The organism is Pseudomonas sp. P106(2024) (genome assembly GCF_057480815.1).
Genome location: NZ_JBLIYU010000012.1, coordinates 1 through 12,378, shown reverse-complemented (window position 1 = coordinate 12,378; position 12,378 = coordinate 1). Strand labels below are relative to the sequence as shown.

Sequence of the window (12,378 nt, the reverse complement as noted above, 5' to 3'; positions counted from 1 at the left end):
TGGGTGGGACCCTATGGGAGCGGGTTGCGTGGGAGCGGGCTTGTCCCGCGATGGCGATCGCTGGGGCAGACGCTATCGCGGGGCAAGCCCGCTCCCACAAAGTTCCCATCCACAGCCTGGCGCAGGCCAGGCACTTACCCTTGGCGAGCACTGCGATATCGCATCCGCGTCCCGAACTTCACTGACATCAGGATTTCGTCGGCGCTGAGCTCAGCCGGGAAGTAGGTCCCGGAGATCTGCGCGTGGGCGAGGCTGGCGCCCTCCAGGCCGTTTTCGCGCAGGTCGAGCCCACGCAGGTCAGCGGCGCGAAAGTACGCGTCGGTGAAGTCGATGCCGCGCACATCCAGGGCGCGCAGGTCCAGGCCGCGGAAATCACCGCCTCGAAAGTCGATAGTCGTATCGCTGGGCTTCTCGCGGTTGAACGCCGCGATCTTCTCGTCGCGGATCATCGTGTACAGGACGTTGTCCAGCTGACGGGGCTGATTCATGGCGGCGCCTCCTCCGTGGGGTGTGATGATATTGTAATGACATCACTGGAGGGGCGCCTGACTTCAGGCGTGAACTGTCGACTGCTTCACGCCTTGTGGCTCAAAGGCCGGGCAGGTGCTGGCGGATCTGCTCGATCAGCTGGTCCATGCTGGCGCTTTCCTGGGTGTTCACGCGCTTGCTGTGCTTCTGCTCCTCGGCATCCAGCGGGTCGCGGCTGGCCTGCTGCGCCTGGATCACTTCCAGGGTGGCGTCCGACGGGTCGATGGCTTCGGCCTGGCGCTGGGCCAGCCAGCTGGCGATCACCGCGTCGGGGGCCTGGCAGTCGAGAATCAGGAACGGCACGCCGGTCTCGCTGGCGACGTCCGCCGCCGCCTTGCGCTGGTCATGCTTGAGGTAGGTGGCGTCGAGTACCACCGGGAAACCGGCGTGCAGGATGATCGCCGCCAGCTCATGCAGGCGCTGGTAGGTGGCGATGCTGGCTTCCTTGTCGTAGATGCCCGCCTCGAGCTGGCCCGCGTCGGCCGCCGACTGCTTGCCGAACAGGCGCTTGCGCTCCACGTCCGAACGCACGCGCACCGCGCCCAAGGCCTCGACAAGACGCATCGCCACATGGCTCTTGCCCACCGCCGAGACGCCCTGGGTGACAGCCAGCAGGCGCGAAGGGATAGCGCTGTAGCTTTCGGCCAGGTTGGCGTAGTTGCGGTAGGTGCGCAGGGTGGTGGCGCGCTGCACGCCGTCGGCGTCGGGCGACAGGCTGAACAGCGCGACCTTGGCCCGCACCAGGGCGCGATAGGCCTTGTAGAAGTTCAACAGTTCCAGGCCTTGGTAGTCACCGGTCAGTTCCAGGTACTGGCTGATGAAGCGTCGCGACAGGCACTTCAGGCCGCGGTCCTCGAGGTCCATGGCCAGGAAGCCGACGTCAGCGTAGACATCGGTCAGGCGGAACGGCTCGTTGAACTCGATGCAGTCGAAGATCACCACCTTGCCGTCGATCAGGGTAGCGTTGCCCAGGTGGATATCGCCGTGGCACTCACGAATGAAACCATTGACCTTGCGCGCCTCGAGCAGGCTATGCAGGCGCTTGAAGCTGTCCTGGGCCCAGGCCTGCAGGTTGTCCAGTTGCTGCAGGTCGACCTTGTCGGTCAGGAACGGGCGGATCTGCTCGAAGTTCTGCTCCACCGGCGCCATGACCGCGTCCGGGGTGCCCAACGGATGGTCGACCGGCACTTTCGGCGCCTGCAGGTGGAACTCGGCGATCTGCCGGGCCATCTGGTCGATGTGACCGGCGTTCAGCTCGCCGTTGGCCTGCAGGGTGCTGAGCATCTGGTCCTGGGGGAACTGGCGCATCTTCAGCGCGTACTCGATCGCCGGGCCTTCGCCGCCGACCTGTGGGGCCTCGACGCTGCCGGTGATCGGCAGCACTTCCAGGTACAGGCCTTCGGTCAGGCGCTGGTTCAGCCGCAGCTCTTCGTTACAAAAATGCCCGCGCTGGTCCAGGCCGGTGAAGTCGAGGAAGCCGAAGTTCATGGGCTTCTTGATCTTGTAGGCGTACTCGCCGGTGAGCAAAACCCAGGAGATGTGCGTCTCGATGAGCTGGAAGCCCGCAACCGGGTGCGGATAGAGGGCGGGGTTCTGCAGCGCGCTGATCAGGGCTTGGCTCACGGATCATCCTTCAGGAGTCAGGGAATTCGAATCGGACATTATGGTCAATGGTGCCGTCCCTGCAAACCGCCGAGGGGCGTCTGCCCCCCTTTTCCAAAGTGCGTATAATCCGCCGCCATGACACGTACCCGAAATTCCCGCACCCCTAAAAAACGCCCGACCGGCCGCGCCCGCGCCTGGCTGGGCTGGGCACTCAAGCTCAGCCTGGTCGGCCTGGTGGTGATCGCCGGCTTCGCGGTCTACCTCGATGCCACCGTCCAGGAGAAGTTCTCCGGCAAGCGCTGGACCATCCCGGCCAAGGTGTATGCCCGGCCGCTGGAGCTGTTCGTCGGCCAGAAGCTGAGCAAGAACGACTTCCTCACCGAACTCGATGCCCTGGGCTATCGCCGCGAAGGCGTGGCCAATGGCCCGGGCGCCGCGTCGGTCAACGGCAACAACGTCGACCTCAACACCCGTGGCTTCCAGTTCTATGAAGGTATGGAGCCAGCGCAGTTCGTGCGTGTGCGCTTTTCCGGCGACTATGTCGCGGGCTTGAGCGGCGCCAATGGCGGCAAGCTCGACGTGGTACGCCTGGAGCCGCTGATGATCGGCGGCATCTACCCGAAGAACCTTGAAGACCGCATCCTGATCAAGATCGACCAGGTGCCGCCCTACCTGGTGGAAACCCTGATCGCCACCGAAGACCGCGACTTCTACAGCCACTTCGGCGTGTCACCCAAGTCCATTGCCCGGGCGGTGTGGGTCAACACCTCCTCCGGCGCCATGCGCCAGGGCGGCAGTACCCTGACCCAGCAGTTGGTGAAGAACTTCTTCCTGACCAACGAGCGTAGCCTCAGCCGCAAGCTGACCGAGGCGATGATGTCGCTGCTTCTGGAACTGCACTATGACAAGCGCGAGATCCTCGAGGCCTACCTGAACGAAGTGTTCATCGGCCAGGACGGCCAGCGCGCGGTGCACGGCTTCGGTCTGGCCAGCCAGTTCTTCTTCAGCCAGCCGCTGCAGGAGCTCAAGCTGCACCAGATCGCCCTGCTGGTGGGCATGGTCAAGGGCCCGTCCTACTACAACCCGCGCCGCTACCCCGAGCGTGCCCTGCAACGGCGCAACCTGGTGCTCGACCTGCTCGCCGAGCAGGGCGTGGCCACGCAGGAGGTGGTCGACGCGGCGAAGAAGATGCCGCTGGGCGTGACCAAGCGCGGCAGCCTGGCCGACAGCTCGTTCCCGGCCTTCCTCGACTTGGTCAAGCGTCAGCTGCGCCAGGACTACCGCGATGAAGACCTGACCGAAGAAGGCCTGCGCATTTTCACCAGTTTCGACCCGATCCTGCAGATGAAGGCCGAGACCGCCATGAGCGAGACCTTCAAGCGCCTTGCCGGGCGCAAGGGCGCCGACGAAGTGGAATCGGCCATGGTCGTCACCAACCCCGAGACCGGTGAAGTGCAGGCATTGATCGGCAGCCGCCAGTCGGGCTTTGCCGGTTTCAACCGCGCCATCGACGCCGTGCGGCCGATCGGCTCGCTGGTCAAGCCGGCGGTCTACCTGACCGCGCTGGAGCAACCGAGCAAGTTCACCCTGACCAGCTGGGTGCAGGACGAGCCGTTCTCGGTCAAGGGCGCCGACGGCCAGGTGTGGCGTCCGCAGAACTACGATCGCCGCCCTCACGGCACCATCTACCTGTACCAGGGCCTGGCCAATTCCTACAACCTGTCGACCGCCAAGCTCGGCCTTGAAGTCGGCGTGCCCAACGTGATCAAGACCATCGGTCGGCTTGGCGTGCAGGTCGACTGGCCGGCGTTCCCATCGATGCTGCTGGGCGCCGGCGGCATGTCGCCGATGCAGGTGGCGACCATGTACCAGACCATCGCCAACGGTGGCTTCAACACGCCGATGCGCGGTATCCGCAGCGTACTCACCGCCGAAGGCGAGCCGCTCAAGCGCTACCCGTTCCAGATCCAGCAGACCTTCGATCCGGGTTCGATCTACCTGGTGCAGAACGCCATGCAGCGGGTGATGCGCGAAGGCACCGGTCGCTCGGTCTACAGCGTGCTGCCGAGCTCGCTGACCCTGGCGGGCAAGACCGGTACCAGCAACGACTCGCGCGACAGCTGGTTCTCCGGCTTCAGCCAGGACCTGCTGGCGGTGGTCTGGCTGGGCCGCGACGACAACGGCAAGACGCCGTTCACCGGTGCCACCGGCGCGCTGCAGGTGTGGACCAGCTTCATGAAGAAGGCCGACCCGCTGCCGCTGGACATGCCGCAGCCGGACAACGTGGTGCAGGCCTGGATCGATCCATACAGCGGCCAGGGTTCCGACGGCAGCTGTCCGGGAGCGGTGCAGATGCCGTATATTCGTGGCAGTGAACCACCCGCTGGCGCCACCTGTGGTGGCGAGCAGAACCCGGCCGAAGAGGTGATGGACTGGGTCAAGGGCTGGATGAATTGAGCGCGAGCTTCTGAAGAGGGTGTGAAGTGAACAAGTGGTGGATTCCTGCCGTGGCGGCAGTGACCGTGCTGCACGGCTGTGCCAGCGTCCCGCGTGGCAACATTCCGGTGGTCGATTCGAGCACCCGGGTCTCCAACAGCGAGCGCGTCTCGGCCAACCGCACGTCGGCCTATCCGACCAGCGGTGGCAGCAGCCAGGCCCAGTCATTGCCGGAAGACTCCGGCGTCACCGTGATGATCCCGCAAGGGACCGGCGGCGCGCCGATCCAGTCGTTCCCGGCAGGCACCGGGCCGGCGCCGATCAGCACCGGCCCGATCACCCCGGGCCCGGTCAGCAGCGGCCCGATCACGACCAACCCCAACCCGATCGCCGACGAGCCGTTCGATATCGCCTCGATGAGCAATCCGGCGCCGGTGACCAGTGCCCCGACCGGTATCCCGCGTGGCAACACGTCCGGCGGCGGCCTGTCCGCCGACGAACAGCTCGACGGCCCGGTGCTGGCGCTGCTGACCACCGCCCAGCAGCAGCAGGGCAGTGGCGACTTCAACGGCGCCGCGTCGAGCCTGGAGCGTGCCCAGCGCATCGCCCCGCGTGAGCCGCAGGTGCTGTTCCGCCTGGCTCAGGTGCGCCTGTCCCAGGGCGATGCGGCGCAGTCCGAGCAACTGGCACGCCGTGCGCTGACCTACGCCAACGGTCGCCCAGACCTGCAGGCCCAGCTGTGGAACACCATCGCCCAGGCCCGCGAGAAGCAAGGTGACAGCGCAGGTGCCGCCCTGGCGCGGCAGAAGGCGCGGGTCAACCTGTGATGGAGCAGCGCATCCTCGATATCGCCGACCACCTGCTGCTGATCGAGCGCGAGCTCAAGGTCCAGGGTTGGTGGAGTGATGCCACGCCCAGCGCCGAGGCGCTGGCCAGCGTGGTGCCGTTCGCCGTCGACAGCATGGCCTTCGAGCAGTGGCTGCAGTGGATCTTTCTGCCGCAGATGAAACTGATTCTCGAGCACGGTCACCCGCTGCCCAATGCCTCGGGCATCCTGGTCATGGCCGAGACGGTGTTTGTCGACCGTCCGGAACAAAGCCGCGAGCTACGGCGCCTGTTGGCAGCATTCGACCATTTGATCAGCCCCTCCGCCTGATTTCTTCTCTTTTTCCATCAAGGGCCGCAGATTGTGGCCCTTTTTTATGAAAATCTTCTTATATCTGCTGCTGCCGGCCTTTTTAGTGGTGGCGGAGATTCATCTTGCCGAAAAATTGGCAATAATTTCTCTTGACTTGTGCGCGCCGAATCACAAGAATCCAGATTCCGCTGTAGAGGGACTGCCAGAAGCAGACCCGCTAAGCAGATCATGAGGCGCACACCCGCGCCGACTTGTAACACCCCGCAACGCGTTACCTCGCGCTGGGTGGGAAGGCCCGCAACACACCAGGGCACTCCCAATACTTGCTCAGTCAGTGCTGACGTTCGCTCATGCTCTGCTTGGCAGTAAACCTATTAAGACCCGCTCAGTGAGGGCGGTATTCTGGCGTTTTAGAGGTGAACAACGTGGAGCTTTTATCTGGCGCTGAGATGGTCGTCCGCTTCTTGCGTGACGAAGGCGTTAAGCACATCTACGGGTACCCTGGCGGTGCTCTCCTTCATGTTTATGATGCCCTGTTCAAGGAACCGGAAGTCCAGCACATCCTGGTCCGTCACGAGCAGGCTGCCACCCATATGGCGGACGGTTACGCCCGTGCCACCGGCAAGGCCGGCGTGGTCCTGGTGACTTCCGGTCCGGGCGCGACCAATGCCATTACCGGCATTGCCACCGCCTACATGGATTCCATTCCGATGGTCATCCTGTCTGGCCAGGTGCCCAGCACCATGGTCGGCACCGACGCGTTCCAGGAAACCGACATGATCGGTATCTCCCGGCCGATCGTGAAGCACAGCTTCATGATCAAGCACGCCTCGGAAATCCCCGAAGTCCTGAAAAAAGCCTTCTATCTTGCGCAGTCCGGCCGTCCCGGCCCGGTGGTGGTCGATATTCCAAAAGATATGACCAACCCGGCCGAGAAGTTCGAGTACATCTACCCGAAAAAGGTCAAGTTGCGTTCGTATAGCCCGGCTGTTCGTGGTCACTCCGGGCAGATCCGCAAAGCGGCCGAGATGCTCCTGGCGGCCAAGCGCCCGATCGTCTACTCCGGTGGTGGCGTGATCCTCGGCGGCGGCTCCGAAGCCCTCACCGAAATCGCCAAGTCGCTGAACCTGCCGGTCACCAACACCTTGATGGGCCTCGGCGGCTTCCCGGGCACCGATCGCCAGTTCCTCGGCATGCTCGGCATGCACGGCAGCTACACCGCCAACATGGCCATGCACCACGCCGACGTGATCTTCGCCGTCGGCGCGCGGTTCGACGACCGCGTGGTCAACGGCCCGGCCAAGTTCTGCCCGAACGCCAAGATCATCCACATCGACATCGACCCGGCGTCGATCTCCAAGATGATCAAGGCCGATGTGCCGATCGTCGGCCCGGTCGAGAGCGTGTTGAGCGAGATGCTCACCATCCTCAAGGAGATCGGCGAGCAACCCGACAAGGCGGCGCTGGATGCCTGGTGGAAGCAGATCGACGAATGGCGCGGCGACGGTGCACTGTTCCCCTACGACAAGGGCGACGGCAACCTCATCAAGCCGCAGCAGGTGATCGAGACCCTGTGCGAAGTGACAAAAGGCGATGCCTTCGTCACCTCCGACGTGGGCCAGCACCAGATGTTCGCGGCGCAGTACTACCGCTTCAACAAACCCAACCGCTGGATCAACTCCGGTGGCCTGGGCACCATGGGCTTCGGTTTCCCGGCGGCCATGGGCATCAAGCTCAACTTCCCTGACCAGGACGTGGCCTGCGTCACCGGTGAAGGCAGCATCCAGATGAACATCCAGGAGCTGTCCACCTGCATGCAGTACGGCCTGCCGGTGAAGATCGTGAACCTGAACAACGGTGTGCTGGGCATGGTCCGCCAATGGCAGGACATGGCCTACAACGGTCGCCACTCGCACTCCTACGTCGAGTCGCTGCCGGACTTCGTCAAGCTGGCCGAGGCCTATGGCCATGTGGGCATCCGCATCACCAGCCTGAAAGACCTCAAGCCGAAACTGGAAGAGGCTTTCGCGATGAAGGACCGCCTGGTGTTCATCGACATCGCGGTCGACCGGACCGAGCACGTCTATCCGATGCAGATCAAGGACGGCTCGATGCGTGACATGTGGCTGAGCAAGACGGAGCGTACCTGATATGCGGCACATCATCTCCCTGCTGCTGGAAAACGAACCCGGTGCCTTGTCTCGCGTGGTCGGTCTGTTCTCCCAGCGCAACTACAACATTGAAAGCCTGACCGTGGCACCGACCGAAGACCCGACTCTGTCGCGTCTGACGCTGACCACCGTTGGCCATGACGAGGTGATCGAGCAGATCACCAAGAACCTGAACAAGCTGGTCGAAGTGGTCAAGCTTGTGGACCTGTCGGAAAGCGCCCACATCGAGCGCGAACTGATGCTGGTCAAGGTCAAGGCCACCGGTGCCCAGCGCGCCGAAATCAAGCGCACCACGGATATCTTCCGTGGCCAGATCGTCGACGTGACCGCCAGCGTGTACACCGTGCAGCTGAGCGGCACCAGCGACAAGCTGGACAGCTTCATCCAGGCCATCGGCACCGCATCGATTCTCGAAACCGTGCGCAGTGGCGTCACCGGCATTGCCCGTGGCGACAAAGTGCTCAGCATCTAACTTCAAAAACTAGCGATGGCTCCGCTGGGGCCGAGATATAACAGGGGTATTTTCATGAAAGTTTTCTACGACAAAGACTGCGACCTTTCCATCATCCAGGGCAAGAAAGTCGCCATCATCGGTTACGGTTCGCAAGGTCACGCCCAGGCGTGCAACCTGAAGGACTCCGGTGTGGACGTTACCGTCGGTCTGCGTAAAGGGTCGGCCACCGTTGCCAAGGCAGAAGCCCACGGCCTGAAAGTGGCTGACGTGGCTACCGCCGTCGCCGCTGCCGACCTGGTCATGATCCTCACCCCGGACGAATTCCAGGGCCAGCTGTACAAGAACGAGATCGAGCCGAACATCAAGAAGGGCGCCACCCTGGCCTTCTCCCACGGCTTCTCGATCCACTACAACCAGGTCGTTCCGCGTGCCGACCTCGACGTGATCATGATCGCGCCGAAGGCCCCGGGCCACACCGTGCGCTCCGAGTTCGTCAAGGGCGGCGGCATCCCTGACCTGATCGCTGTCTACCAGGACGCCTCGGGCAACGCCAAGAACGTCGCCCTGTCCTACGCCGCTGGTGTCGGTGGTGGCCGTACCGGCATCATCGAAACCACCTTCAAGGACGAGACCGAAACCGACCTGTTCGGTGAGCAGGCCGTTCTGTGCGGCGGTACCGTGGAACTGGTCAAGGCCGGTTTCGAGACCCTGGTCGAAGCGGGCTACGCCCCGGAAATGGCCTACTTCGAGTGCCTGCACGAGCTGAAGCTGATCGTCGACCTCATGTACGAAGGCGGTATCGCCAACATGAACTACTCGATCTCCAACAACGCCGAGTACGGTGAGTACGTCACCGGCCCAGAAGTCATCAACGAAGAATCCCGCAAGGCCATGCGCAATGCCCTCAAGCGCATCCAGGACGGCGAGTACGCGAAGATGTTCATCAGCGAAGGCGCCACCAACTATCCTTCGATGACCGCCAAGCGTCGCAACAACGCCGCCCACGGCATCGAAATCATCGGCGAGCAACTGCGTTCGATGATGCCTTGGATCTCGGCCAACAAGATCGTCGACAAGACCAAGAACTGAGTCTTGCGTCGATAAATGAAAAACGCGGCTTCGGCCGCGTTTTTTCGTTTGCGCGGTCAGCTTCTGGTATAAAGCGACCAGTGGCTCGCTGTTAGAACGGTTTTGCCGAGCCCATGTCGAACATATTCCACCCTGTTGCAAGGTACTTTTCATGAGCGAACGTCCCGAAGAGCCGAACAAGCCCTCCGACGCCGAAAGCCTGCTACCTGTCGATGAGCACGTTGAAGAAGGTCACGACGCCGAAGGGCGCAAGGTGCGTCACCGCGGTATCTATCTGCTGCCCAACCTGTTCACCACCGCGAACCTGTTCGCCGGCTTCTATTCCATCATCAGCTCGATGAGCGCGCAGAGCGCCCTGAGCGCGGGTGATCCACGGGAGGCGAGCAAGTATTTCGCCTTCGCCGCCATCGCGATCTTCGTCGCCATGGTCCTCGACGGCCTCGATGGCCGCGTGGCCCGCATGACCAATACGCAAAGTGCCTTCGGCGCCGAGTACGACTCGCTGTCGGACATGGTCGCCTTCGGCGTGGCCCCGGCGTTGCTGGCGTTCGGCTGGGCCCTGGGGGACATGGGCAAGGTCGGCTGGATGGTCGCCTTCATCTATGTGGCCGGCGCCGCGCTGCGCCTGGCGCGTTTCAACACCCAGGTCGGCACCGCCGACAAGCGCTACTTCATCGGCCTGGCCAGCCCAGCGGCGGCCGGCGTGGTGGCTGGTACCGTATGGGCGTTCAGCGACTACGGCATCCAGGGCTCCAAGCTGTCGTTCCTGGTGGCGCTGCTGGTGGCGGCCGCGGGCATGCTGATGGTCAGCAACATCAAGTACAACAGCTTCAAGGAACTCGATCTCAAGGGTCGCGTGCCCTTCGTCGCCATCCTCGCCGTGGTGCTGGTGTTCGCCGTGGTGTTCAGCGATCCGCCGCGCATCCTGCTGCTGATCTTCCTTGCCTATGCTGCATCGGGGCCGATCCAGTTCCTGTTGCGGGCGCGCCGTCGTAAATCCTGACAAGGATTTAATCGCGGAATAACCTGCAGGCTCCATAGTCTTACGTGTACATCAGTGACCCGTACTGTGGAGCCGCCATGCTCATCAAGCTTCCCCGACCATCCGACTGCAAAGCGTCGGAGATCACCCCCGAATCCATCTACTTCTCCCGTCGCACCTTGCTAGGCGCAGGCCTGGCGGGCGTGGCCCTGGGCGCGTTGCCGCGGTTGGGCGCGGCTGCCGAGGTGTCCCGCTATGCCGATGTCGAAGGCGGTGCCGCCCCCGGCTGGTTCAGCGACAAGCTGGCCAGCACCCGCTGGCAGGCGGTCACCGTCAGTGGCGAAGCGATCACGCCGTTCAAGGACGCCACCCACTACAACAACTTCTATGAGTTCGGCCCCGACAAGGGCGATCCGGCGGCCAATGCCGGCGGTCTGAAGACCGAACCCTGGAGCCTGGTGGTCGATGGTGAGGTGGCCAAGCCCGGGCGCTATGCGCTGGAGGACTTCATCAAGCCTTACCAGCTCGAGGAGCGGATCTACCGCCTGCGCTGCGTGGAGGCCTGGTCGATGGTGATTCCCTGGTTGGGCTTCCCCTTGGCGCAGGTGCTCAAACAGGTCGAGCCTACCTCGAAGGCGCGCTACATCCGTTTCGAAACCCTGGAAGACCCCAAGAGCATGCCCGGCCAGCGTTCCGGCTTCGCCCTGATCAACTGGCCGTATATGGAGGGCTTGCGCCTGGATGAGGCGATGAACCCGTTGGCGATTCTGGCGGTGGGCATGTATGGCCGCGAGCTGCCCAACCAGAACGGCGCGCCGCTGCGCCTGGTGGTGCCATGGAAGTACGGATTCAAGAGCATCAAGTCGATCGTGCGCATCAGCCTGGTGGCGGAGCAGCCGCAGACCACCTGGCAGGGGCTGGCGCCGGACGAATACGGCTTCTATGCCAACGTCAACCCGACGGTCGACCACCCGCGCTGGACCCAGGCGCGGGAGCGCCGCTTGCCCAGCGCGCTGTTCAGTCCCAATGTGCGCGATACGCTGATGTTCAACGGCTATGCCGATGAAGTGGCGTCGCTCTATACCGGTCTCGACCTGCGGAAGAACTACTGATGCGCTATCCCTGGTTTCGTCTGGCGATCTTCGTCGTGGGGTGCCTGTTTCCACTGTGGTGGTTCTATGAAGCTGCCATGGGGCTGCTTGGGCCAGATCCTGGGAAGATCATGATGGACCGACTTGGTTTGGGGGCGTTGGTGTTTTTGCTTATCACCCTGGGCATGACGCCGCTGCAGCGGCTGACGGGGTGGTCGGGGTGGATTGTGGTGCGGCGCCAGCTGGGGCTGTGGTGCTTTGCTTATATAGTCCTGCACATGACGGCGTACATGGTGTTCATCCTGGGGCTGGATTGGGGGCAGTTCGGCGTCGAGCTGCGCAAGCGGCCCTACATCATTGTTGGCGCCTTGGGTTTCCTTGGCCTGCTGGCGCTTGCGGTTACCTCCAACCGTTACAGCCAGCGGCGCCTGGGGGCGCGGTGGAAAAAGCTGCATAGGCTTGTCTATGTGATTCTCGGGCTGGGGCTGTTGCACTTCCTGTGGATCGTGCGCTCGGACCTGAAGGAATGGGCGGTGTATGCCGCTATCGGAGTCTTGCTGCTGGTGCTGCGCATTCCCCCGGTATGGCGGCGTGTTCCACGATTGATGGGGCGGGGGAGGGCGGCCTGAAATCTTTCTTTAATAAAAGCTTGACGCCCTCTCAGATCCCCTTATAATGCGCCCCACTTCCGACGTAGTCGAAACGAAAAATCTCTTGTTAATCAATAGGTTGAATGTTTCAGGTAGTATCGGAGGTGCTTCGATCATCTGATCGGCAGCGGTGAAAAAGGCAGTTGACAGCAGGTTGTAACGCTGTATGATTCGCCTCCCGCTACGAGAGATCGCAGCGAGTCAAGTGTTTGAAGTGAAACGAGTTCTTCGTTA

Annotated in this window: 11 protein-coding genes; 9 read left to right on the top strand and 2 right to left on the bottom strand. The window is 62.8% G+C overall.

What is annotated here, in order from left to right:
* Positions 1-134 precede the first annotated feature (134 nt).
* Together AC25M7_RS18490 and AC25M7_RS18485 are read right to left on the bottom strand one after the other, a co-directional pair.
* Entirely contained in the window at positions 135-488 is a 354-nt protein-coding gene (locus tag AC25M7_RS18490) for a pentapeptide repeat-containing protein (RefSeq protein ID WP_088851449.1), read from the bottom strand.
* A gap of 100 nt (positions 489-588) precedes the next feature.
* Positions 589-2,151, bottom strand: coding sequence for a bifunctional aminoglycoside phosphotransferase/ATP-binding protein (locus AC25M7_RS18485; RefSeq protein ID WP_236179472.1), 1,563 nt, complete (start codon positions 2,149-2,151; stop codon positions 589-591).
* A 117-nt stretch (positions 2,152-2,268) separates the two neighbouring features.
* Between AC25M7_RS18485 and mrcB the strand changes: the two genes are divergently transcribed.
* From mrcB to msrQ, 9 genes are all read left to right on the top strand, one after another.
* Positions 2,269-4,590, top strand: coding sequence for a penicillin-binding protein 1B (gene mrcB / locus AC25M7_RS18480; RefSeq protein ID WP_028691220.1), 2,322 nt, complete (start codon positions 2,269-2,271; stop codon positions 4,588-4,590).
* A gap of 26 nt (positions 4,591-4,616) precedes the next feature.
* Entirely contained in the window at positions 4,617-5,396 is a 780-nt protein-coding gene (locus tag AC25M7_RS18475; protein ID WP_028691219.1) for a tetratricopeptide repeat protein, read from the top strand.
* Entirely contained in the window at positions 5,393-5,725 is a 333-nt protein-coding gene (locus AC25M7_RS18470) for a YqcC family protein (protein WP_062360937.1), read from the top strand. The genes AC25M7_RS18475 and AC25M7_RS18470 overlap by 4 nt, the downstream gene beginning before the upstream one ends.
* 407 nt (positions 5,726-6,132) lie before the next feature.
* Complete coding sequence (locus AC25M7_RS18465; RefSeq protein ID WP_028691217.1) at positions 6,133-7,857, top strand: acetolactate synthase 3 large subunit; 1,725 nt, start codon at positions 6,133-6,135, stop codon at positions 7,855-7,857.
* Between the two features lies 1 nt (position 7,858).
* Positions 7,859-8,350, top strand: coding sequence for an acetolactate synthase small subunit (gene ilvN, locus AC25M7_RS18460; RefSeq protein WP_003250040.1), 492 nt, complete (start codon positions 7,859-7,861; stop codon positions 8,348-8,350).
* A 54-nt stretch (positions 8,351-8,404) separates the two neighbouring features.
* Positions 8,405-9,421, top strand: coding sequence for a ketol-acid reductoisomerase (ilvC, locus tag AC25M7_RS18455; protein WP_028691216.1), 1,017 nt, complete (start codon positions 8,405-8,407; stop codon positions 9,419-9,421).
* Between the two features lie 151 nt (positions 9,422-9,572).
* Positions 9,573-10,424 carry a CDP-diacylglycerol--serine O-phosphatidyltransferase gene (pssA, locus tag AC25M7_RS18450; protein WP_028691215.1) on the top strand — a complete coding sequence of 284 codons (852 nt, stop codon included), beginning with the start codon at positions 9,573-9,575 and terminating at the stop codon, positions 10,422-10,424.
* Positions 10,425-10,501: 77 nt separating this feature from the next.
* Entirely contained in the window at positions 10,502-11,515 is a 1,014-nt protein-coding gene (gene msrP, locus AC25M7_RS18445; protein ID WP_062360939.1) for a protein-methionine-sulfoxide reductase catalytic subunit MsrP, read from the top strand.
* On the top strand, positions 11,515-12,123 hold the full coding sequence (gene msrQ, locus AC25M7_RS18440) for a protein-methionine-sulfoxide reductase heme-binding subunit MsrQ (protein ID WP_028691213.1): 609 nt from the start codon (positions 11,515-11,517) through the stop codon (positions 12,121-12,123). The genes msrP and msrQ overlap by 1 nt, the downstream gene beginning before the upstream one ends.
* Positions 12,124-12,378: the final 255 nt, after the last annotated feature.

Excerpts from the sequence above, each read along its gene's own strand:
- AC25M7_RS18490 (WP_088851449.1), bottom strand. The coding sequence starts at position 488 with ATGAATCAGCCCCGTCAGCTGGACAACGTCCTGTACACGATGATCCGC.
- mrcB (WP_028691220.1), top strand. The coding sequence starts at position 2,269 with ATGACACGTACCCGAAATTCCCGCACCCCTAAAAAACGCCCGACCGGC.
- ilvN (WP_003250040.1), top strand. The coding sequence starts at position 7,859 with ATGCGGCACATCATCTCCCTGCTGCTGGAAAACGAACCCGGTGCCTTG.
- ilvC (WP_028691216.1), top strand. The coding sequence starts at position 8,405 with ATGAAAGTTTTCTACGACAAAGACTGCGACCTTTCCATCATCCAGGGC.
- pssA (WP_028691215.1), top strand. The coding sequence starts at position 9,573 with ATGAGCGAACGTCCCGAAGAGCCGAACAAGCCCTCCGACGCCGAAAGC.
- msrP (WP_062360939.1), top strand. The coding sequence starts at position 10,502 with ATGCTCATCAAGCTTCCCCGACCATCCGACTGCAAAGCGTCGGAGATC.
- msrQ (WP_028691213.1), top strand. The coding sequence starts at position 11,515 with ATGCGCTATCCCTGGTTTCGTCTGGCGATCTTCGTCGTGGGGTGCCTG.